Consider the following 23,783-nt stretch of genomic DNA (forward strand, 5'->3'; position numbering starts at 1 on the left):
ATATTTTCCAAGTCCTAATTACAAAAATAATGATACAATCCAGAATAAAATGCCAATCCAAAGTAGTATGATGATGGTCCCCGCAATCCAGTTTTTCTGTTTTACCTTTTCAGACTTCTCCACATTTTCCCGGCATTCCTCTAGAACTTCTTTTGGCATCAACTTCAATACTAAAATAATTCCTAATGGGACCAAGATCATATCATCTAAATAACCTAATATAGGAATGAAATCAGGAATTAAATCAATCGGACTAAAGGCGTATGCTACAACAAACATTGCCAACAATTTAACATATATAGGGGTAGTCGGATGTTTAGCTACTTCAACTAAAACGAAAATATCCCTTTTCATCTTTTTGGCTTTTGTTTTTAAATTAGCAAGCGCCTCTCCCATTTTATCTCCCCCAAACAGAAATCATGTCTCCATACCTCACTCATTCTAAGTTTATTATAAAATATCAATACGTAGAAGGTGAAACATAAGGGACGGTCTGCTGCTTTATTCGAAAGGAAGCGAGGAATTGTTCATTTCATTTCGTTTTTCTAAATATGGATTTATAACCCTAAACTAGAAATATATTCTATTATTTGGTAAACTATTCTAGTGTTTTGCTAATTTAATAGAATTTGGAGGGGGATTGTATGAATAAAAGAGTTTTTGGAAGGTTTGCATCATTGGTGCTTATCTTTTCCTTATTTGTCAGCTTGCTTCAGCCGATTGCTGCGAAAGCTGACATCGACATACCGGATGAGACGTTTCAATTGGAAAAAGGACAAGTTATTGAGAAGGAATTTAATCAACCTGGGCAAATTCATTGGTACAAAGTAGTCCCAACTCAAGCTGAAATCGCTAAAGATACCCATATGAGAATCAAAATGACGGGGTCGTTTGAGGGGGCAATCTCGGTATATTCTAATCTCGAACGGGCAAAAAAAGATGAAACATTTGATGCTTATCGGGCATACATAAGTGAGGGGCCGGTACAAATTGATATGCCTCATGCTTGGAAGGGTCCTTATTATATTAAAGTAGAGTTTTACGGCGGATATTATGGTGAAATGGAAATGGATCCAGAAACAGAGGAACCTTTTGAGCCGATAAACTCCATCTATCAAATTGGTTATGAGGGGATCAACCTGCCTCCGGGGTCGATAGTAGGCGAAGCATGTCCTGTTGAATTAAGTACGGAAAAAAAGGCATCAGGTGTAGAAATTTTATCACAGCTTCGGTCTGTAAGAGACAACCTTTTATCAAAAACAGAGCAAGGAAAACAACTATCAGCTCTTTATTATAAGGCGGCACCGTATCTTGTAACAAAAATGGTCTTGGATAAAGACGTAAAAGAGACGGTGTACAAAGATCTTGTTCAACTGAAACCGTTCTTTAAGGACATCGCAGCAAACAGCGATCAAAGCAGCTACCGCTTCTCAGCTGATGATCAAAAAGCAATTAACGAGTTATATGAAATTGTTTTGAAAAATGTACCTGATCATGTAAAGGCAGAAATTGAAAAGAAGGCAAAAGAAATTGGGCTTGTCACACTTACCAATCAAAAAGTTTCGGATGTTTTTAAAAAGTCAAACTTGGCGTTTTCAAACAGTGACACAAATCGAATCATCGTAAAACTGAAAGATGGAAAAATGGTAAGCAACCTTCAGCAAAAGTCTAGAACACTTGGCTTTTCCGCAGCGTCATTAAAATCAAATGACCCTGTACTTGGCAGCACATTTGTTTTAAAGGTAAACAGCAATGTACAGGCACTGGCAAATCAATTTGCGAAATTGCCGGAAGTTGAATATGCGGAGCCGGTTCATAAATATCATAAACAAGCTCAAGATATTTACTATCAAAATCAGTGGTCCTTGGAAAATACAGGACAAGATTCGGGCAAAACAGATGCAGATATTAAATTTGGGAAATTACAGCAGATAGTAAAACAAAGAAAGCTTCAAGATGTTTTAATTGCCGTTGTTGATACAGGCGTTGATAATACATTGGCTGATTTTGAAGAGGAGACAATAAGTTCAGAAGGCTATGATTTTGTCAATCGTGACAACGACCCGTATGACGATGAAGGTCATGGGACACATGTGGCTGGTATTATTGCGGCTGCTGCTGATAACAATTATTCCATAGCCGGTATAAACCCAAAAGCAAAAATTTTACCGGTAAAAGTACTTGATGCCTCTGGATCCGGCGATAGTGACCAAATCGCTTTAGGGATTAAATATGCTGTAGACCATGGCGCAAAAGTCATTAATCTTAGTCTAGGCGGAGGGAAAAGCAGGGTTATTGAGGATATGCTGAAATATGCTGCGTCAAAAAATGTGACTGTTGTCGCAGCATCCGGAAATGATGGAAGTATGCAAGTATCTCACCCGGCTTCTTCAGATCGAGCCATTGCTGTTGGAGCAACAAGCAGACTTGACATCGTTTCTGATTATTCCAATTACGGTGAGGGTCTTGATTTAGTCGCACCAGGGACGGAGATTCCAAGCTTACTCCCTAATGGAAATGTAACGTTTTTAAGCGGTACATCCATGGCGGCACCACATGTGTCAGCAGTTGCCGGGCTGCTCCTTGCACAAAATCCAAATTTGACACCTGATGAAATAAAGCAAATTTTAACGGAAACTGCTGATGATGTGGCTGTTGAAGATGTCAATAATGATGAAGGTTATTATGACCCTGAATATCCTTTTCCTACTCAGCCTGCACAACCTGGATATGATAATGCATCAGGCTGGGGAAGATTGAATGCGTGGAGCGCATTCAGTGCAGCAGATTTAAAAATATCCGTTAATGATTTAACGGATAATGACACGAAAGTAACCGGTACCGCTGAAAAAGACACCCGAATTGAAGTGAAGAACGGGGATACGCTGCTAGGAACAACAACAGCAAAAGCTGACGGTAAATTCAGCGTTACCATCAAGCCGCAAATGGCTAATCAAGTACTTCAATTGACTGCCAAAAACGGAATGTCTGAGACAAAGGTTAAAGTGATTGTAAAAGATACGATGGTCCCTGAAATTCCATATGTTAATCAAGTAAGTAACCTTGATGAGGCAGTGACCGGAGAAGCGGCAGTAGGAACGACTGTAAAAGTGAAAACAAAATCAACAGTACTTGGTGAGGCTGATACCGACGCCAACGGTCACTTTACAGTAAGTATTAAAAAGCAAAAAGCTGGAACATCATTGTTTGTGACAGCGACGAGCATTTCCGGAAAAGAAAGTGAAGCGGCAAAGGTTATCGTTTTGGACAAAATTCCTCCTGTCGCGCCGAAAGTCTTGGCCGTCAGTGACCGTGATCAGTCCGTGACGGGAACAACGGAAGCTAATGCTACGGTCATTGTGAAGAATAATGGCAAAACAATCGGAACGAAAAAAGCCGATGCAAAAGGAAAGTTCAGTGTAGCGATTAAAAAGCAAAAGGCAGGAACGGTTCTTTTTGTTACGGCAAAAGATGCTAGCGGGAATGTGAGCAAGGCTTTAAAGGTAGTTGTAAAGGACAAAACCGCCCCAGCTGCACCAAAAGTAAATGTTATGACCGACCATAGTAAAGTGGTGACGGGAAAAGCAGAAGCCAAAGCAACAGTAATAGTCAAGCTTAAGGGGAAAACAATCGGAACAAAAAAAGCCGATGCAAAAGGAAAGTTCAGCATAGCGATTAAAAAGCAAAAGGCAGGAACAGTTCTTTTCGTTACGGCAAAAGACGCTAGCGGTAATGTAAGTAAAGCAGCAAAGGTGGTTGTAAAGGACAAAACCGCTCCAGCTGCACCAAGAGTAAATGTTGTGACCAGCCAACATAAGGTTGTGACAGGAAAAACAGAAGCCAAAGCAACAGTAGTTGTTAAGCTTAAAGGAAAAGTAATTGGAACAAAAAAAGCTGATGCAAAAGGAAAGTTCAAAGTAGTAATTAAGAAGCAAAAAGCAGGAACAGTCCTGACGGTTACGGCAAAAGATGCTGCAGGGAATACAAGTAAGGCGACAAAAGTTACTGTGAAGAAATCGAAGAAATAGACAAATTAGAGCACGGGACAGTTCTCTTGCTTCCTTATTAGGGAGTCAAAGGAACAGCCCTGTGCTTCTTTTTTTATGTGTTAATTGTTGGGAATGGAAAGGCAAAAGAGATCCAACAGTTTAAGGATAGACTAACTAGATAAAAAGGTGTGGAATATCGACAGTTTATGATGACAACGGTAGAACAGTTATAAGCAACCCTTTCGATAATGCAGACGAAAGAATATTAAAAACTTGCTGAATTTGCTATACAATAGTAATTTTAGGATAGTAGTTTCGGTAAGATTTGAAAAAAGGGGTCCTATTTATGAAACAGCTATGGTATGGCGGAACGATTTACACAATGGTAAAAGAAAATGAAACGGTAGAAGCGGTCCTTGTAGAGGAGGATACAATTCTTGCGGTTGGAGCATTTTCTGAGCTTAGCGGAAAAGCGGATGAACTAATTGATTTGCAAGGTGCTGCAATGTATCCAGGGTTCGTCGACAGTCATCTTCATATGATTTTTCAAGGGCAAAAATTAATTCGCTTAGACTTAACGAAGGCAAGTTCAGCAGAAGAAATGCTAGAAATGGTGAAAGAAGCTGCGAAGACAACGCCTGCTGATAAATGGCTGTTTGGCGAAGGCTGGAATGAGAATAATTTTGCGGACAAGCGGATTCCGACGATGGAAGAACTGGATGCCATCCGTAAAGAGCCGATTTTATTAACACGTGTTTGCCACCATGTTGTCCTTGGGAATTCAGCGACACTTGCCGCCGGGGGGATTACTGATATAAGCGAATCTCCGGCTGGCGGTGAAATTGGTCGTGATGCTTCGGGGAAACTAAACGGTCTTTTATACGATAGAGCTTCTGAGTTCGTGACAAATGCTATTCCACGGGAAGGGGAAGCCTATATTGATTCTTTGGTTGACGAGTTGAACCTGGCTGTTGATAATATGCTGTCACTGGGCATAACGGGCGGACATACAGAGGATATGAGTTATTTTGGGGCCTTTATGAATCCATTAACCGCCTTTCGCCGAGTTATTGGCGAGAAGCGTCATTTCAGAGTGAACCTGCTCCGTCATAATGCCGTATTTGAAGAGATGATGAAAGCAGATGTTCAATTTGATGAACCATTTATTGAGCCGGGTGCGATGAAAATTTTTGCTGACGGGGCTTTAGGAGGTTCGACAGCAGCCTTATCACAGCCGTATGCTGATCAGCCCGAGCAAAATGGGTTATTTATTCAAACAGACGAGCAGCTGGAGGGATTAGTCAAACTTGCCCGTAAATATGGTGAAGCCGTTGCTGTTCATATCATTGGCGATGCCGGAGCAGAACAAGTTTTGAATGCGATTGAAAAATATCCAGTACCGGAAGGAAAGCGCGATCGCTTGATTCATGGCTGTGTGTTACGCGAAGATTTAGTCGAGCGAATGGCACAATTACCGATTGTTGTCGATGTCCAGCCAGCCTTTGTTCCATCAGACTTCCCTTGGGTGATCGACCGTCTCGGCGAGGAGCGGCTGGAATTTGCGTATCCTTGGAAAACCCTTTTGGACAGGGGGATTATGTGTGCAGCTGGAACAGATGCACCGGTAGAGGATATTAACCCGCTTTCATCTATTTATGGGGCAGTTGAACGGAAAAAGCCATATGCCGAGCATGATGGTTACATTCCGGAACAAAAGATTTCTCGTTTTGAAGCAATCCGAATGTATACAGTTGGCAGTGCCCAAGCCATTAATAAAGAGCACGAGCGAGGCCTTATTAAACCAGGCTACGCTGCCGACTTCTCTGTTTTCGACCGAGACTTATTTGCCGGAACATCAGAGGACATGCTAGAAGCACAAACTGTAAAAACAGTTGTTGCAGGACAAATCGTATTTGAAAGAGCATAATGAAACACGGAAGCGATTCTCTTGCTTCTTTTTAAGGAAGCAGCAGAATTGCCTCCGTGTTTTTTTATTGGAAAAATTTTTAGGGTACAAGCAATCACTAATACAGGTTATGATAGTTTCTGTTGAGCGGATGAAAGAAATTATACAAGAGATTAATTCTATACATGGGGAGAGTGTTGTATTGAAAAAATACATTATTACGTCTGTTGCTGCTATTGGAGTTTTGGCTGTTAATTATTCCAATCAAGCGAAAGCAGAGGAGTTAATGTATAAAGTTCAATCTGGTGATTCCTTGTGGAAAATTGCTTCAGAACATCATCTTTCCGTACAAGAGGTTATGGAGTATAATCATTTATCATCACCGACAATTTATGTTGGTCAAGAACTTTCCTTCACCATTCCAAATTCACCCCAAATACAAACAACGAAGTACACAGTAAAAGCTGGTGATAGTCTTTCACTAATTGCAAGAGTGCACAATACTACTGTTTCAGAAATAAAATCCATCAATCATTTATCTTCAGATATAATTAATATAGGCCAAGTGTTAGAAGTACCAATTATCACAGGTGGCCAAACTCCTATTACAACTCCAATTACTAAAGAATATACAGTAAAGTCCGGCGACAGTTTATCAGTTATTGCCAAAGTTTATAATACCTCAGTTGCAGAACTTAGAAAGATAAACAATCTTTCGTCAGATGTAATTAAGGTGGGACAAGTCATAAAGATTCCAGCAGCATCCAACAGCCAGCTGCCTGTGGTGCCGGAGACAGCCAAAACATATACCGTCAAAACCGGTGATTCTTTATCTATTATCGCAAAAATCTATGGTTTGACTTTAACGCAATTAACGTCCTATAACAATTTATCGAGCGATATCATATATGTAGGACAAGTCTTGAAATTATCTTCAGATGGCATAACAGTGCCGGCTCCAAAAGCACCCGAATTACCAAAAGTGAATTCTTCAATTAATGCTGATGAACTAATCTCGGAGGCTAAGAAATATATTGGCGTATCATATGTTTGGGGTGGAACAACGCCTGCAGGTTTTGATTGCTCAGGCTTTTTAAATTATGTTTTTAATAAGAAGGGTATATCGATCGCAAGAACTGTTGCGGCTCTATGGGATGCAGGCACTTCTGTTTCCAACCCGCAAAAGGGTGATATTGTTTATTATAATACATTTGGAAAAGGTCCATCCCATGCAGGCATCTATATTGGGGACAATAAGTTTATTCACGCTGGGACAAGTACAGGTGTAATGATCACCGATATGAATAACTCATATTGGAAAACTCGTTATTTAGGAGCCAAATCAGTAAAATAAAGTATATAGTATTGCTTGGGGACGGCTGTTTTGCTTCCTTTTTAGGAACAAAAGAGCCGTCCAAAAGTACAGAAAAATAGTAGGGAAAAAATTAAGAATTAATAATGGATATAAGGACAACTCTTTGTGATCTGTTATCCTTTTTTGGGATGACACGATTGCTTATTGTTGCCATCTTTTATTGTATCCCTTCAATGTACACTTCATTGGTGATTTCTCTTGTACTCGCGTTCATAGACCGCGTCAATGTGCGCTTCATCGGCGATTTCTCTGGCACTCGCGTTCATTGGACGCGTCAATGTGCACTTCATCGGTGATATTCTAGGCACTCGCGTTCATTGGACACGTCAATGTGCACTTCATCGGTGATATTCTAGGCACCCGCGTTCATTGGACGCGTCAATGTGCACTTCATCGGCGATTTTCTAGGCACTCGCGTTCATTGAACACTTCAATGTACGCTTCATCGGCGATTTCTCTTGTACACGCGTTCATAGACCGAGTCAATGTGCACTTCATCGGTGATTTCTCTGGCACTCGCGTTCATTGAACACTTCAATGTGCACTTCAAAGGCGATTTCTCTTGTACACGCGTTCATAGGCCACGTCAATGTGCGCTTTATAGGCGATTTCTCTGGCACTTGTGTTTATTGGACGAGTCAATGTGCATTTTTTCCTTGCTCACCATCGCCGTAACTTTTTCAGAAGATTAGAATGTCCCCATGTTTCTTTAAATTGCCCAGTCTCCGTTACGGAAGATAGGTACAACTGTGCCGTCTTGTTTGATGCCGTCAATGTTCATTTGGTTGGAGCCAATCATAAAGTCGACGTGGACCGTTGAGGTGTTCATGCCGTTTTTCAGTAATTCTTCCTCACTCATTTTGGTACCGCCTTGAATGGTGGTTGGGTAGGCTGCTCCAATTGCTAGGTGATTGGATGCATTCTCATCAAATAGTGTATTAAAGAAGATAATCCCGGATTGTGAAATCGGTGATGGGTCTGGTACGAGAGCGACTTCACCTAGGCCTGTACCGCCGTCGTTATCAAACACCAGCTTCTTGATCGCTTCATCCCCTTTTTCAGCTGAAATATCAACAATTTTGCCTTCTTTAAAGTGCACTTCAATTCCTTCAATTAGCGTGCCGGCGTAGCTTAAAGGCTTTGTACTGCGGACAACACCTTCCATACGGTGCGTATCAGGGGCGGTAAAGACTTCCTCAGTCGGCATGTTGGCAATGAATTCTTCGCCTTTTGGATTATAGCTTTCTGCACATGCCCAAATATGGTTTTTAGGCAGGCCTAAAGTTAAATCGGTGCCAGGTGCTGTATAGTGCAGGGCATCAAATTGGATTTCATTTAATTTTGCCGCTTTTTCATTTAATGTCTTTTTATGTTCGTCCCAAGCAGCAATTGGATCGTTCTCATAAACACGGCAGGTTTTGAAAATTTGATCCCATAAGGCATCAACTTGTTCTTCAGAAGTTTTCAAGTCAGGGAATACTTTCGCTGCCCAGCCGGCACCTGCAGCTGCGGCAACCGTCCATTTCAGGTCATCGTTTTGGGTCGCTGTCCGCTGTGCCTTGAACGCTTTTCCAGCAACACTTTGATAAGCAGCGACTTTGGCAGGATCAGCTTCATTAAGTAAACCTGGATCACTTGAGATAATAGACAGGCGGCTGACGCGATGGTTTAACACGTGATCCTCGGATTCTTGGATTTCGTAATCAGGAATATTCGTTAGTACTTCTGTTGGCTGGTGTAAGTAATGCTGTTTCGTGATTTCATCATCGGACCACTTCACGATTACTTTTTCCGCGCCTAAAGCATAAACCTCTTTAGTAACTAAACGGGCCAAAGGAGCCTGATCAACGTTTATTGTCATTTTTACCCAATCGCCGGGCTGAACATTGATTCCTTTTGCCGCTAAAAGCTTTGCATATTTTTTTAAATTCTCTTCAAAGTTAGGGAGTACCATCTTATTACCTCCAAAATTTAGTATTTATCATTATAGTAGCATAGTTGTCAGAAAACTAACTATTTTTTACTCCCTTTTAATTTTTGCCTTTGACCAAAGAAGGCAATAGTTATCTGCTTTGATTGTATGTTTTTAAAAAACCAATCACAGCTGTTGTCATATTTCGTGCCTCTTCTGGACTATTTCCTGCCCCTAGCAGCTTAGTAATTTCTTTGTGTGTCAGTGTGTGTGTTTTAAACATCTGTACGCTATTACTAGCATTTGTAGTTTCTTTTATAAACAAAGAAGTGGAACTTCTTTCAGGCCCGACCAACAGCATTGGCGGCAATTGCTGCTGTCCGGCATAGGAAACAGGAGATGCTTCAGCCCATACTTGACGATCTTGTCCGAACACCTTTTTATATCTTTCATTTTTTGGGATATATTCTACCAAATCAATGGGACCATCTAGGTTTACCACAGAGTTGACCATTTCTTGGGTAAGACCAGCTTGATTCAAAAAGTGAGGGTTTGTTGCAATGAGGGTCACCAAATGTCCTCCTGCAGAATGGCCCATCAAATTAATTCTGTTTTTGTCGATATGATATTGCGCAGCGTGATCATGGACCCATTTAATAGCAGAGGAAATATCCTTGGCCATTTCCTTGTACGTAACCTTAGGTGAAAGGCGGTAATTAACAGAGACAAATACATATCCTTTATTTATAAAAAAAGAAGGCTTATCTGCGACATTAAATTTATCTCCCCGCATCCAGCCCCCGCCATGAACATAAATGATAACGGGATATGAATGGCTGCTTTTTATATTAGGCGCATAAACATCAAGTTTTTGTCTCGGATCGTCCCCATATGTAAGGTTCCTTTGCTTAAATTCTTTTCCTTCTGCAGTCTGACAAAAATTCAATCCTGCTATAAAAACAATCATCATCAGCAGCAAATATCGTTTCTTCAATACAAACCACCCTTTCTTATAGGTAACATGGGGAACGAGTTTTCTTACTTACTGGAAGCAGATGAAACCGTCCCTTATGTGTCAAGGTTAGATTGTCCAAAAAACCCCTTTTCAATGCTAATTTCATCTTAATCTTGAACTCTAGAACCTTTCCTTTGGTTTAATAAAGTATTAAAAATGTATTAAGGTGGTAATTTAATTTAAAAATCGTGGTAAATTAATAAAAAGAATTACAGCTGCAGCACCATATTAATGTTTAGTGCATAAATTCGGAGGCATTTATGTCTTATTTACTCTCTTTATTTGAACAACACAGCTACCTTATATTATTTGGTGGGATTTTTTTAGAACTTATGGCACTCCCGATATCGGGAGAATTTTTAATGAGTTATGCAGGATACTTTGTCTATCAGGGGAAGATGAATTATCTTTTGGCGCTTCTGACTGTCTTTTTTTCAGGGGGAGCAGGGATTACAATAACGTATTGGATTGGCAGGGCCGGAGGATATAAGCTGATTGAAAAATATGGGAAATATATTCACCTTGGACCTGAAAAATATAAAAAAACAGCCGCTTGGTTTGAACGGTCAGGGAGTAAATTATTAATCTTTGCTTACTTCATTCCTGGAGTCAGACATTTCACTGGTTATATTTCTGGGATTTCTAGATTGTCATTTCAGAAATTTATTATTCCAGCGTATACAGGTTCCTTTTTATGGGGCTTTTGTTTTATTACATTAGGAAAAGTATTAGGACCACAATGGCAGGCATTTCATCATGCAGCAAGTAAATATTTTGTTATGTTTATTATCGTTTTAGCAATTTTATTAGCAGTCTTTTTGATCTATCGATTCTATAAAAATCAAATTAAGGACCTTTTTATTCAAGTATTAAAAAGGTTGATGCTTCACCTAAAAACGATAAGAGCAACCGAAATATTTCTTATTTGTCTCGCTTTAGTATTAATTGGAATGGTCTCCTTCATGATGGGGCTAGCTCAAGACTATTTGGCTAACGACTTTACCGAGTTTAATGAAGTAACTAATTATATGGTTAATTCTGTAGTTTATCAGTCTTGGATGAAAGGATTCTTTATTTTTAGATCCACATATGTACTTTGTTTTATCATAGTGCTTACCATTCTGCGCATTTGGAGAAAGGGAAGAAACAGGGCTCTAGAATATTTGCTGCTCTTAGTAACCATATTGGGAGCAAAGCCTTTTCATGATTTTATAACCAAGGCATTATCGTTTCTGGAATCCTTTGGTTTCGTAGGCAAATTTCATTCTGAGAATTTCCCTGATTTACATGCTGCTACGATCATCATCATTTATGGAGTTTGTTTCTTTTTACTTGTCCGTCATGCAAAAACAGGAGTGGCTCCAGTTTTTGCAGCGTTATTAATCTTATTCATATTAATTGGTTTAGCAATTACAAATATAGCAATAATCAATGTACTGCCTAGCGATATTGTCGGGGGATACGTGTATGGTGCTGTATGGATCTTTTTTAATTTCTTGTTATTTGAAATGTTACGGCTTGTATTGGAAAAAGCTTAAAATATGGGACGGTTCTTTTATTTCTTAAAAGGAAATAAAGAACCGTCCCTATATTTTTTAACGGGTTTTCTTTTGGGAGAGTAAAGTTGAAAATAAATATCGAATCACAGACAAAGTAACAAATTTTTGTTCTGTGATTTTTGTTGTTAATTAAGGTTTCTTATTAAAATCATAGATAAAATAGCACAAGATTAGCATATAAATTTTAGTTGGACATTGGTATTGTCTTTATTGATGATAATGCTAAATCTATGGTTACATTGATTACTCAACCTTGCACTACTACTTGGGATTAAATAAGAAAATTTAAAATCAATGACATACCTTATTTTAGATAGTTAAAGGTTCTATTTGGAAAATGCTGTATAATCTAATAGAGACTTAGATAATAGGAGGATTTTTTGTTGAAACGCACGGATATTTACCTTATCATCAGTATTACTTTCGCAATGTTTCTAATAGGCTGTACAAATAAAACCCCGAATGAATTTAATTTAAATCAACTTATTAGAGTAGATGTTGAAGTGGTTAAAGATGAAAGTTATGAAGAAGCTTTAGTGATTGCTGATAAAGAAACGATAGATGTGTTAAGAAAAACATTTAAACAAATTAAGTGGGAACCTGATATAGAACCTAAAATAGCTAGAAAAGAAGATGTAAAGGCAACTTTATTTTTTAAGTACGATGAGAATATGCCTGAAAGGTTATTTGAATACGGGATTTGGTTCAATCAAAGTAATGATACCGCAACAATTATTAGCAATAATGAAAAAGAAGGGTATGGAACTTTAGATAAAAATAATGCAAAGACATTAGAAAATATTTTATTCAATAAGTAAAGAGCAGGAATTTCCTGCTCTTTTATTTGTGATTTGTATTGTTATTTTTACAGCGATTTACCCCTTAAAATAGGAGCCTTCCCTATCAAAAAAGAACCCGTTATATATTTTTCTAAAGGTTTAATTTTTTCATTCGATATTGCAGGCTTTGGCGGCTTAGTCCGAGTGCTTTGGCTGCCTTTGAGATGTTGAAATCATGTTTTTTTAAGACGTGCTCGACGTAGGTTTTTTCGAATAATTCCATTTGTTCTTTGAGCGGTACAGTCACATCAGCATTTTCTTTCATGAACGTATCCACAGTGGAAACAGGCATCATTCTTTCTCTTATTTGCGCTTTGCTTCGATATTGGTATGGTAAATGAGAGTACATAATGTATTCCTCATCGATCATAATGTTCATGGCTGCTTCGATAATATGCTCAAGTTCACGAACATTCCCATGCCAATCATACTCTAAGAAAGAAGATTTGACCTCCTCGGATAATCCTTTTACATTCATATGAAAACGCTGATTATATTTTTCAATGAAATGATCCACCAATAAGGGTATATCCTCTTTACGATCTTTTAGCGGCGGGACAAAAACGGTAACGACTCCCAAGCGATAAAATAGGTCTTTGCGCATCCGATTATTCGCAATGGCTTCAATTGGGTCTTCATTCATATTCGCAATAACCCTCACATCAACAGGTGTATCCTTCGTATCCCCAATGCGTCTAATTGTTTTCTCCTGCAGGACGCGAAGCAATTTTGCCTGTAGATTTAAATTAAGGGAGTTAATCTCATCGAGCAGCAAGGTGCCCCCGTTTGCCTGTTCAAATAATCCAGGAGTATCCATGGCGCCAGTAAAGGCTCCCCGTTTTGTACCAAATAGAAGGCTCTCAATTAAATTATCCGGTAATGCAGCACAGTTCTGTGAAATAAACGGACCAGATAAACGGTCACTTGCGTTATGAATGCTTTGGGCAAAAAGCTCTTTACCAGTACCTGTATCTCCGACGATTAATACATAGGAAGAGGTTCTTGTGGCCCGGCGAGCTGATTCAATTACTTCCTTAATGGCAGCACTTCTTCCGATAATATTATCAAACGTATATTTAGCGGGCCCCTTGTTCATATTGCTTTTCATCAGCCGTTCCAGCTTTGTTACATCGTTTGCAATTTCAACAGCACCCTGCAGTTTCTCACCATCATAGATGGGAATCGTATTGTTGATGGTTGTAATTTCATGACCCTTATTATTAAAATAAGTCTGCTTTACGTTACTTGTTTCCTTACCATCTTGGAGCGCTTTTACAAGAGTACTAGCTTGGTCATCTTTAAACATAAACACGTCTAGTAAATTTTTATCGATTACATCGTGAAGATCCATCGACTCCATTTGCATCATTTTTTTATTATAAATAATCGTTTTTCCTGTTTCATCAACAGCATGTACCCCAACGTCTACCTCGTCTAAAATCCGTTTATACATCTGGGTTAAATATATCAAATCAGTCTGTGAATTTTTCATGATGGCACATACCCCTTGTCTAATCCTAATGCCTCTATTTAACCAAAAAAAACGGATTGCTGCAAAATAATTTTGCATTATCATAAATGGGGCATCTTGGTTTTGGGGGAAAAAGGAAAATCCCTTATGTATAGAATTTGCCTTACAAAAGGGATACAGTATATGAAAACATATCTTTATTTCTGTTGGTTAACCCAATGCCATTTCGAGATCCTTCCAAATATCTTCTACATCCTCAATTCCGACTGAAAAACGAACGAGCCCATCATCGATACCTGCTTTTTCACGTTCTTCCTTAGGGATTATGGCGTGTGTCATTGACGCTGGATGTTGAATGAGTGTCCCCACATCTCCTAGTGAAACTGCTAAAGTACTTAGTTTAACTGAATTCATAAGTTTGACCCCTGTTTCATATCCTCCCTTTAAAATAAATGAAATCATCGCTCCAGGACCTTTCATTTGTTTCTCCATAATATTTTTATCTTCGAAATTTGCCAGTCCAGGAAAATATACTTTGTCAACGGCCTTATGATTTGCTAAGCGCTGAGCCAAAATTTGCGCATTTTCCTGCGAGCGGTCCATGCGAATGTGTAAGGTTCGGATCCCTTGATAAAGCAGCCAGGCATCCATTGGAGAAAGATTGGCACCCATATTTTTCTGCACTTCTTTTCGCATTGGATCGATAATATCCTTTCTAGAAATGACTAATCCGCCGATAAGATATCCATGCCCGGATAGATACTTTGTGGCGCTATGGACGACAATATCGATTCCATGTAGAATAGGATTTTGTAAATAGGGTGATAAAAATGTATTATCAACAATGGTCAAAGCTCCCTTTTGTCTGGAAATTGCTGCTACACTTTCCATGTCCACTAATGAAAGTGTAGGATTGGAAGGGGTTTCAAAATAGACCACTTTCGTTCGATCTGTGATGTGAGGTTCAAGCTCTTCACCGGTTTTAAACGGTACAAATGTCACATCAATTCCAAACTTCTTTATAGTTGTAGTTAAAAATGCGTGAGTAGCTCCATATAATGCTGTGTGTGCAACCACGTGATCTCCTGCTTGTAAAATTCCTAAGAAGCAGCCAGTTATGGCAGCCATTCCTGATGAGAACGCCAAGCAGCCTTCACCAAACTCCAGTGCAGCTACCTTTTCTTCCAACTCACGAACATTGGGGTTTCCTAGACGAGAATACATAAATCCAGGGTCTTCCCCCGCGAACCGCTTTGCTCCAATTTCGGCATCATCAAAAACAAACGTTGAAGTCAAATAAACGGGGGAGATGTGTGACCCATGTCCGGGATCCTTATTTACTTTTACCAGTTTTGTTGAATAATTCATTTATGATTCCTCCTTAATAGTCTGAAAATTGCTCTATATTAATTTTATTATGAAGTATGTATGCTAAAGAAGTAAACCTAATTCAATCTGCTGCCTAGTGAAGAGTGGAGATGGTTATTTTACATCCATTGAAACACAAGAACCGTCCACAAATTTTAGATGAGCAAAATTATTTTGCGGTTATCTTTCAATTGTTTATGTTTACAGCAAAAAATATTGGCGTTTGATAGGGGTAAATGCTTATAAGACAACGAAATTTTATTGGCACGAAACTTGCAATATGTATTGTGAGCAAAAACGTTCAACCATGCTTACCAATATAATAAGGGGTGTCATGTATGTCTAAAAGTACACTGACAAATGAAATAACAAAGGAACAGCAAAAAGAACAGGAGTCATTAAATTTATTTTATTCGACCCAAACCGTAATCCAAAAGGCACTTTCAAAATTAGGTTATTCAGATGAAATGTTTGAGCTATTAAAAGAGCCAATTCGCATGTTGACGGTCCGGATTCCAGTTAGAATGGATGACGGTTCTGTCCAAATCTTTACAGGTTATCGTTCTCAGCATAATGACGCAGTAGGTCCGACAAAAGGTGGAGTCCGTTTTCATCCGGAGGTAGACGAAGAAGAAGTAAAAGCTTTATCAATTTGGATGAGTTTAAAGTGCGGCATTACTGATCTTCCTTATGGCGGTGGTAAGGGCGGAATTATTTGCGATCCTAGAAAAATGTCTTTTAGAGAGCTTGAAAGACTAAGCCGCGGCTATGTTCGCGCAATTAGCCAAATTGTAGGTCCAACTAAGGATATTCCGGCACCGGATGTATACACGAATTCACAGATTATGGCCTGGATGATGGACGAGTACAGCCGGTTACGTGAGTTTGATTCACCAGCATTTATCACTGGGAAACCGATTGTCTTAGGGGGCTCAAAAGGCCGAGAAACTGCAACAGCAGCTGGTGTGACGATGTGCATTGAACAAGCGGTAAAGAAAAAAGGAATGGAACTGCAAGGCGCACGGGTAGTCATTCAAGGCTTTGGTAATGCCGGCAGCTTTTTGGCTAAATTCCTGCATGATGCAGGTGCCAAAGTTGTAGCTGTTTCAGATGTCTATGGCGGTGTGTATGACCCTGAAGGACTAGATATTGATTATCTTTTAGATAAAAGAGACAGCTTCGGCACCTTCTCGAAATTATTTGATAATACGATTACTAATAGTGAATTGCTTGAATTAGAGTGTGATATTCTTGTTCCTGCGGCGATTTCAAACCAAATTACGGCTCAAAATGCAGGGAATATTAAGGCTTCCATCGTTGTTGAAGCCGCTAACGGTCCTACAACCCTTGAAGCTACCAATAGTTTAACAGAGCGCGGCATTCTGCTAGTTCCTGATATTTTAGCAAGTGCTGGGGGGGTAACTGTATCCTATTTTGAATGGGTACAAAATAATCAAGGATATTATTGGTCAGAAGAAGAAGTTAATGAAAAGCTTGTGGCAGTCATGACCAATTCTTTTGAAAATATTTATCAAACAGCTGAAGCACATGGTGTGGATATGCGCTTAGCTGCCTATATGGTCGGAATCAAAAAAGTCGCAGAAGCATCCCGCTTCCGTGGCTGGGTATAAATGATAATTGAAAGAACTCTTTCCTTTAAGATGGAAAGAGTTCTTTTGCCTCTCTGGTCCAAATGTAGATATCAATTTCAAAAAGTGTAGATATCCATTGAAAAAGTATAGATATTGTCACAAATAGTGCAGATAATCGGCATAAATCAAACGTTTGATTGAAACACCAGCCAACTATTACTCCTCATAGATCATTTTTCGTGTCATCCCGCCGTCAACAACAAGATTTATGCCTGTGACAAAGTCATTTTCTTTGGCCGTTAAATAAAGACAGGCACGGGCAATATCGTCAGGTTTTCCAACACGCTTTGAAAAATGCTGCTCATGATCCGCTTTGCTTAATTTCGCGTAATCCCCTGTTTCAATCCAACCTGGAGAAATGGCATTGACTGTAATCCGGTCTTCGCCAAATGAGGCAGCAAGGGCATGAGTAATAGCGACAATCGCGCCTTTTGTAGCTGCATAAGCCTCAGAGTTAGGCTCTGACATGATGGCCCTTGTCGAGGCAATATTGACGATGGAGCCACCATCCTTGTTTTTTCGCATATATTTGGCTGCTTCTCGCGACCCAAGGAACACACTTCTTAAGTTGGTGTTAATCACATCATCCCACTCTTCAATTGTAAGTTCGTAAGGTGACTTGAACATTCCTTTTCCAGCATTATTGATTAAAATATCAATCTGACCATATGCTTTATAGGCTGTTTCCATCAGCTCGACAATATCTGCTTCCTGTCTAACATCTGTATGTACAAAAATAGCCTTGCCGCCCTGAACGTTGATCCTCTCAGCAGTTTCAATGCCTGCCTTTTCATCCATGTCCGCTAATACTACATTAGCTCCCCTATCAGCATAAAGCAGTGCAATTCCTTTCCCAATTCCATTGCCAGCGCCTGTTACAATCACGGTTTTATTGGAAAAACTCATTTTCCACACATCCTTCCTATTTGAAATATAACACACATGAATCACGGGCATGTTGCTTCTGTTTCGTGCTTTTTATAATTCTAACTTTTAAGCTTTGACGACGATGCTTGTCCTCAAGTCAAGCCTTATTCTTTTCGCAAATACTGTTCATTTTTATGCTCCTTGGTTAATAATAGAATTAAGAATTAAAAGGAAAGAAGGCATACGAATTGTTAAAAAAATGGGGAATTCTCATCATATTACTCTTCGTCATATTAAATGCATGTGCACCTAATCATCAGCCTAAAAAACAGAATCCATCCTCCCCAAATACAGCTGCAGAGGAAAAGTCTCCAAAAATTGATCATATCGTCATTGTGGTTGAAGAAAATCGGTCACAAGAAGCAATTGAAGGGAATAAGAAGGCACTTTATATCAATTCCCTTATGAAAGAGGGTGCAAACTTTACCAATTATTATGCGATTGAACATCCGAGTCAGCCTAACTATTTGGATTTGTTTTCAGGGTCCAATCAAGGTGTGACCAATGATAAGGTTCCTAAAGTGAAATTTTCAACAGATAATTTGGCAAGTGAGCTGATTGCTAAAAACTATACGTTTGTTGGCTTCTCGGAAGATCTTCCTTCCGTTGGCTTTGATAGGGAGTCTACGGGTTCCGGCGGCTATGCACGTAAGCATAATCCATGGGTGAACTTCACCAATGTTCCGAAAGAGGCAAATCAGCCATTGACAAATTTTCCAAAGGATTTTTCGAAATTGCCGACGGTTTCATTCGTTATCCCTGCCTTACGCAATGATATGCATGACGGCTCCATAAAGGAGGCGGATGATTGGCTGAGGAAATATATCGACCCATATGTCCAATGGGCAAAAAACCATAACAGTTTATTGATCGTAACATGGGACGAGGACGATTACTCACAAGACAACAAAATCCCAACCTTTTTCGTCGGCCCAATGGTCAAGCCTGGCCAATACAACGAAAAGCTAAATCACTACAATCTATTAAGAACCCTTGAAGACCTATACGGTTTAAAGCATTTGGGTGAAAGCGAGAGGGTAGAACCTATAAAGAACATATGGAAATAACATAAGATTAAATATGGACGGTTCTCCTGTTTCATTGGCAAGAAATGAAAAGCAGGAACCGTCCCCGTCTTTTAGCAAATCTAATTGATAAACCCTTTTTGTAGTTGATTAGCTGCGAATAAAGCATTCTTATCATTCAGAATGTCTCCCGGTTTATTTCCTTCTCCTAGAATGTACCCTTCAAATGAGATTCCCATAAAATCAAAGATATGTTGAAACTGTTGTATCATTGGTAATCCTTTGATAGTAGGGTCATCTCCTCCTACAGCAATAACAAAGGCTTTTTTCTGTGACATTTGCTTTTTAAAATCTGCGTATTTTTCATCTCTTAATGTTTGTGACCAGCGATCAATAAAATTTTTCATTGTGCCAGACATGCTATACCAGTAAATAGGTGTAGAAAAAATGAGAATGTCATGTGGTAAAACCCGATCAATAATGGAGTTATAATCATCATCTACAGCTTGGAATCCTTCTTCTGTATGTCGACCATCGATAATCGACTGAATATGAAAATCCCGTAAAAATATTTTTTCTACCTTGATCCCTTGAATGGCTTGTTCCGTTAATGTTTCTGTGTTTCCGTCTGGTCGGGTACCTCCGTAAATAACCGCGATTGTCATCAGCTCATTCTCTCCTTTAAATAACTTTTATTACGATCATTGATATTTTATAATGTAATTATCAATCAATAAAGATGATTATTTTGATTGAATCAATCGATAATAACGATTAGGTGATGGAATGGAAATCAAACAATTGATAACATTTACAATAGCTGCAGAAAATTTAAATTTCACCCAAACAGCTAAACTTTTAAATTTTGCACAATCAAGTGTAACGGCGCAAATAAAAGCCCTTGAGTCTGAATTGGGAACACCGCTGTTTGAACGACTAGGGAAGCGGTTATTTTTAACAAAGGCTGGATACCAGTTTAAAGCCTACGCGGAAAAAATGATTAGAATAAGTGAAGAGGCAAAGTTGATTGTAAGTGGATCAGAAGAACAGACAGGCACACTGATAGTAGGAGCTCAGGAAAGCCAATGTACCTATAGGCTTCCACCGATTTTAAAAGAATTTAAATCTCAATTCCCTAAGGTTAAGCTTGTTTTTAAACCGGCTCATTCTGATGAAATGGCAAGGGAACAGCTAGCAGCGGGGGTACTCGATGTAGCTTTCATTATGGATACATGTAGGCCTGGGGAAGCGCTGGTAATAGAACCATTAATCAAAGAGGAACTTGTAATCGTCGCATCATCTACCCATCCGTTAAAGGAGAAATTTGAAGTATCGTCAGAAGACCTGCAACATGAAACACTTCTGTTGACGGAAGCCGGCTGTTCCTACCGTAACATTTTTGAAGGCATTTTCCGTTCAGCAGGAGTGTCCTCATTAAATAAAATAGAATTTGGAAGCATAGAAGCAATAAGACAATGTGTAATAGCAGGGCTCGGAATCGCTTTGTTACCAATGATGGCAGTAGAGGAAGATATTAGAGTGGGGAGAATGAATAAGCTAGGATGGAAAAATACCGCAGCTCCCACGTATACTCAAATAGCCTGGCATAAAGACAAATGGATGACACCGCCTTTAAAGGCTTTTATTGATTTAACGCGACAAACATTTAAAAACTATTAATTCAAAAGACTAGTTATTTTTTGAAACAAGGGGACGGTCCCCTTGCCTCATTCAAAGAATGAGACGTATGATCCGTCCCCATGTTTTACTTATTCTCACTAACCCTTTTATCTTTTTCCAATAAAACAATTAACCCTGGTAATAATATTCCTCTAATTAAGAAGGTATCAAGCAGGATTCCTACAGCAACAATAAAGCCGAAAATAAAAAGCAGTTGGATTGGCTGTGTCATTAAGACGGCAAAGGTGGCTGCCAGTATCAAACCGGCCGAGGAAATGACGCCGCCCGTGTTGGTAACCGCAATTTCTACCGCTTCCTTAACATTATGCTTCGCTCTTTCTTCCTGGAACCTTGAGACGAGAATGATATTATAGTCAATTCCCAAGGCGACCAAGAAGACGAAGGCATAAAGCGGCACGCGGTCGCTGATGGTATCTATCCCGAAAATCAGATTACTTAAGAAGGTGCCTAATCCTAATGCGGCAAAGAACGAAATTAGGATAGTGCCCATCATATAAATCGGCATTTTAAACGACCTTGTTAAAACAATCAACAAGACGAAGATTAAAATCGTCTCCAGCGTCACAATCACAGCAACATCGCGGTCATTGACATTACGGTCATCCACTTTAACGGCCGTTTCACCGGCAAAAAACAACTTGCCCTTAAGCCCGCTGTCAGTAACAATTCTCTTAGAATGATTAATGGTTTTTTCCAGTGCGTCAATTGTTTTAACCGAATACGGATTTCCTTCAAATGTTAAACTGTAATAAAGCACCGAGTCATCTTTTGCTTTACCGCTTAAGCGAACGTTGTCTACGAGGGGCTGACTCTCCAATGCGGCTTTTAATTTTTCCTGCTGTTCAGCCGTAACGGTGCCCTTAGATTCAAACACCACAGTGGTCGGCGCCAAATCACCGCCCCCAAATTCCTTAGCTAAAATTTCATAGCCCTGACGTGAAGGCATATCTTTAGGGAATGATTTCATCGTGTCATATTCATATTTTAGATTAAATAGGTTACTTGCTGATACTAATAGGAAAATTCCGATAACAATAACAGATAGAGCAGGCTTTTTAACAACAAAGCGCCCAATTTTCCCCCAAACAACATGCTTGCTGGCAAACTGCTGACCTACATGAGGTATTTTCGGCCAGAAGGACTTCCTGCCAAACAAGGTAAACAAGGCAGGAACAAGCGTGATGGATGCCACCATAATCACGGCCATTGTCGTTGCAAAGGTTGGGGCAAAGTTTCGGTAGTCGCCAAACTGAGCAAAGAATAACACCAGCATGGCAGCCAGAACCGTTCCACCAGAGAAGAAGACCGGCATACCCGTTTCCCGCATTGCTTCCTTCATCGCCTGAAACTTGCTTTCATGACTTGTGAGTTCTTCACGGTACCGAGAAAAAACGAATAAGGAATAATCAATCATTGCAGCAAATAACAGAATCGACATAATCGACAATGTCTGATTACTTAAAGCAAGCCCCGCTGCGCCCATGATTCCCAAAATCTGATTGACTACCTCATAGACAAAGGCAGCTGCAAGAAGTGGAATAAAAGCCAATAACGGCGAGCGATAAATCACGATTAACAAAACAAGAATTAAACCGACTGTTGATAAAATCAGAACCACATCAGCGCGGGAAAATAGATCAAGAGAATCAGCAGCAATCCCGGCAGGTCCGGTAACATACAATTTATAATCCGTCGCATCTTTGGCAACTTCCTTAACCGCAGCCAGGGAATCTCTTAATTCCTTGGTTTCAAGTGAGGCATCAAAGGTTAACGGAACGATAGCTGTTTTCTTATCATCTGAAAAAAAGCCGGCAGCTGCTTGAGGTGGAAGTGAGGCAATCGGGATAATCTGATCGATTCCTTTAATATTTTTTTCCTTTATTTTGTCTAGGACCTCACTAAGCTTTTGAACCTCTACTTCTCCATCTTTGGATTGAAAAACTAGAATAGCAGGGGTTCCCTCATTATTAGGAAAATAATGATCCATCTTTTTTTGAGCAATAACGGATTTTGCATCATTTGGCAGAGAATCGATTCGGGATACTTCATAGTCCTTGGAACTTGGCGCAAATACCGCTAGTAACATGGTGAGAACCAACCAAGCAGCAAGCGTGATCCACATTCCCTTTTTAGTCGAAACGCGATCGGTAATCGCTTGTAGAAATGACTTCATCGAGTTTATTTACTCCCTTCTTTATAGGAATCCTTAAAGTGACATGAGTGTCACTTTTGAAAAAAATAAAATGACATATATGTCACTTTTATTATCATTTAAAGTAACATATGTGTCAATTTAGTTGTTTATGAACATTCCATGACAAATAATTTCTTTAATGGAGCTGACCCAAACGGGATGGGGGATATCCGCATGATTGGGGATGGCAACAGATTGGAAAATGTACCCCAAAATCAAATTATTTGGAAGGTCGCGCTTCAGTTTCCCTTCCTTTTTCCCTAATTCCACAAAGTCTTGTAAGTATTGGTACATATCGGTATGGAGTGTCTTAAATTTTTCTTCATGGTCTGGTACCCGCTGGCCGATTTTGATTAGCTTCTGAATGTCAGAGTAACTAAACATCAGGTTCAACAGGTAGTTAAATTGTGCCTCAAACCCCTGGTGTAGATCTATTTGTTTCAGCTTGAGCAAATATTGGTCCATTTCATAAAAGTAATAGTTCGTGATGAGCTCTTCCTTATTTTCATAGTATTTATAAAGTGCACCGCGAGATACCTGTAAGCTGTCAGCCAGCAAACTAAACGTAAAGGCCTCATAGCCATGACTCAGCAGCAGTTCCTTAGTTGCTTGAAATAATTCATCTGTGGAGAATTTGCGTTCCCGTGCCATACACTCACCTCAGCCCTATTATATACAACGAAATGCCTAATGAGAAATAAAGTCATAAAAACTGTTTAAAATTCGTTGAAAATAATAGGGGAGATTATTAAAAGAAGCAAATGGCTGCATTGCCCGAAAACCGGGAAGAGCATCTATTTTGGTCAAAGGAAGAAGGCTGCATTGCCCAAAAACCGGGAAGAGCATCTAT

General features: G+C 39.5%; 17 protein-coding genes. 8 read left to right on the forward strand and 9 right to left on the reverse strand.

Going from position 1 to position 23,783, the window contains the following annotated elements; all coding sequences use genetic code 11:
• Positions 1 to 18 precede the first annotated feature (18 nt).
• Positions 19 to 396 carry a YkvA family protein gene (locus IE222_RS23730; RefSeq protein ID WP_191276866.1) on the reverse strand — a complete coding sequence of 126 codons (378 nt, stop codon included), beginning with the start codon at positions 394 to 396 and terminating at the stop codon, positions 19 to 21.
• Between the two features lie 248 nt (positions 397 to 644).
• Between IE222_RS23730 and IE222_RS23735 the strand changes: the two genes are divergently transcribed.
• The 3 genes from IE222_RS23735 to IE222_RS23745 all read left to right on the forward strand — a co-directional run bounded on the left by IE222_RS23735 (position 645) and on the right by IE222_RS23745 (position 7,249).
• On the forward strand, positions 645 to 4,028 hold the full coding sequence (locus IE222_RS23735) for a S8 family peptidase (RefSeq protein WP_191276867.1): 3,384 nt from the start codon (positions 645 to 647) through the stop codon (positions 4,026 to 4,028).
• Between the two features lie 307 nt (positions 4,029 to 4,335).
• On the forward strand, positions 4,336 to 5,916 hold the full coding sequence (locus IE222_RS23740) for an amidohydrolase (RefSeq protein WP_191276868.1): 1,581 nt from the start codon (positions 4,336 to 4,338) through the stop codon (positions 5,914 to 5,916).
• 181 nt (positions 5,917 to 6,097) lie between these two features.
• On the forward strand, positions 6,098 to 7,249 hold the full coding sequence (locus IE222_RS23745; RefSeq protein ID WP_191276881.1) for a C40 family peptidase: 1,152 nt from the start codon (positions 6,098 to 6,100) through the stop codon (positions 7,247 to 7,249).
• A gap of 730 nt (positions 7,250 to 7,979) precedes the next feature.
• Here the strand turns inward: IE222_RS23745 and IE222_RS23750 are convergent.
• Both IE222_RS23750 and IE222_RS23755 read right to left on the reverse strand, forming a co-directional pair.
• Positions 7,980 to 9,224 carry an aminopeptidase gene (locus IE222_RS23750; protein WP_191276869.1) on the reverse strand — a complete coding sequence of 415 codons (1,245 nt, stop codon included), beginning with the start codon at positions 9,222 to 9,224 and terminating at the stop codon, positions 7,980 to 7,982.
• Positions 9,225 to 9,333: 109 nt separating this feature from the next.
• Complete coding sequence (locus IE222_RS23755) at positions 9,334 to 10,176, reverse strand: alpha/beta hydrolase (protein WP_191276870.1); 843 nt, start codon at positions 10,174 to 10,176, stop codon at positions 9,334 to 9,336.
• A 383-nt stretch (positions 10,177 to 10,559) separates the two neighbouring features.
• Here IE222_RS23755 and IE222_RS23760 point away from each other — a divergent pair, with 383 nt between their 5' ends.
• Positions 10,560 to 11,735 (forward strand): DedA family protein, encoded by a 1,176-nt coding sequence (locus IE222_RS23760; RefSeq protein WP_223282872.1) that lies wholly within the window; start codon positions 10,560 to 10,562, stop codon positions 11,733 to 11,735.
• Positions 11,736 to 12,139: 404 nt separating this feature from the next.
• Positions 12,140 to 12,574 carry a hypothetical protein gene (locus IE222_RS23765; protein WP_223282873.1) on the forward strand — a complete coding sequence of 145 codons (435 nt, stop codon included), beginning with the start codon at positions 12,140 to 12,142 and terminating at the stop codon, positions 12,572 to 12,574.
• 112 nt (positions 12,575 to 12,686) lie between these two features.
• Here the strand turns inward: IE222_RS23765 and IE222_RS23770 are convergent, their stop codons facing one another.
• Complete coding sequence (locus IE222_RS23770; protein WP_191276872.1) at positions 12,687 to 14,087, reverse strand: sigma-54 interaction domain-containing protein; 1,401 nt, start codon at positions 14,085 to 14,087, stop codon at positions 12,687 to 12,689.
• A gap of 189 nt (positions 14,088 to 14,276) precedes the next feature.
• Positions 14,277 to 15,434, reverse strand: a complete 1,158-nt coding sequence (locus IE222_RS23775; protein ID WP_191276873.1) for a trans-sulfuration enzyme family protein — start codon at positions 15,432 to 15,434, stop codon at positions 14,277 to 14,279.
• Between the two features lie 338 nt (positions 15,435 to 15,772).
• On the opposite strand from IE222_RS23775, the gene IE222_RS23780 reads away from it, so the two are divergent.
• Positions 15,773 to 17,065 carry a Glu/Leu/Phe/Val family dehydrogenase gene (locus IE222_RS23780; RefSeq protein ID WP_191276874.1) on the forward strand — a complete coding sequence of 431 codons (1,293 nt, stop codon included), beginning with the start codon at positions 15,773 to 15,775 and terminating at the stop codon, positions 17,063 to 17,065.
• Between the two features lie 177 nt (positions 17,066 to 17,242).
• Here IE222_RS23780 and IE222_RS23785 read toward each other — a convergent pair whose 3' ends face one another.
• Positions 17,243 to 17,992 (reverse strand): SDR family NAD(P)-dependent oxidoreductase, encoded by a 750-nt coding sequence (locus IE222_RS23785; RefSeq protein WP_191276875.1) that lies wholly within the window; start codon positions 17,990 to 17,992, stop codon positions 17,243 to 17,245.
• A gap of 209 nt (positions 17,993 to 18,201) precedes the next feature.
• On the opposite strand from IE222_RS23785, the gene IE222_RS23790 reads away from it, so the two are divergent.
• A complete protein-coding gene (locus tag IE222_RS23790) occupies positions 18,202 to 19,080 on the forward strand; it encodes an alkaline phosphatase family protein (RefSeq protein WP_191276876.1) in 879 nt (292 codons plus the stop codon).
• A gap of 80 nt (positions 19,081 to 19,160) precedes the next feature.
• On the opposite strand, the gene IE222_RS23795 is transcribed toward IE222_RS23790, so the two are convergent.
• Positions 19,161 to 19,703 (reverse strand): flavodoxin family protein, encoded by a 543-nt coding sequence (locus IE222_RS23795; RefSeq protein WP_191276877.1) that lies wholly within the window; start codon positions 19,701 to 19,703, stop codon positions 19,161 to 19,163.
• 121 nt (positions 19,704 to 19,824) lie between these two features.
• Between IE222_RS23795 and IE222_RS23800 the strand changes: the two genes are divergently transcribed.
• Entirely contained in the window at positions 19,825 to 20,718 is an 894-nt protein-coding gene (locus IE222_RS23800; protein WP_191276878.1) for a LysR family transcriptional regulator, read from the forward strand.
• 85 nt (positions 20,719 to 20,803) lie between these two features.
• Here IE222_RS23800 and IE222_RS23805 read toward each other — a convergent pair whose 3' ends face one another.
• Both IE222_RS23805 and IE222_RS23810 read right to left on the reverse strand, forming a co-directional pair.
• Positions 20,804 to 22,912 carry an MMPL family transporter gene (locus IE222_RS23805; RefSeq protein WP_191276879.1) on the reverse strand — a complete coding sequence of 703 codons (2,109 nt, stop codon included), beginning with the start codon at positions 22,910 to 22,912 and terminating at the stop codon, positions 20,804 to 20,806.
• Positions 22,913 to 23,032: 120 nt separating this feature from the next.
• Positions 23,033 to 23,584 carry a TetR/AcrR family transcriptional regulator gene (locus IE222_RS23810; RefSeq protein ID WP_191276880.1) on the reverse strand — a complete coding sequence of 184 codons (552 nt, stop codon included), beginning with the start codon at positions 23,582 to 23,584 and terminating at the stop codon, positions 23,033 to 23,035.
• Positions 23,585 to 23,783 lie beyond the last annotated feature (199 nt).

The organism is Neobacillus kokaensis, assembly GCF_014656545.1.
Lineage (GTDB): Bacteria > Bacillota > Bacilli > Bacillales > Cytobacillaceae > Neobacillus > Neobacillus kokaensis.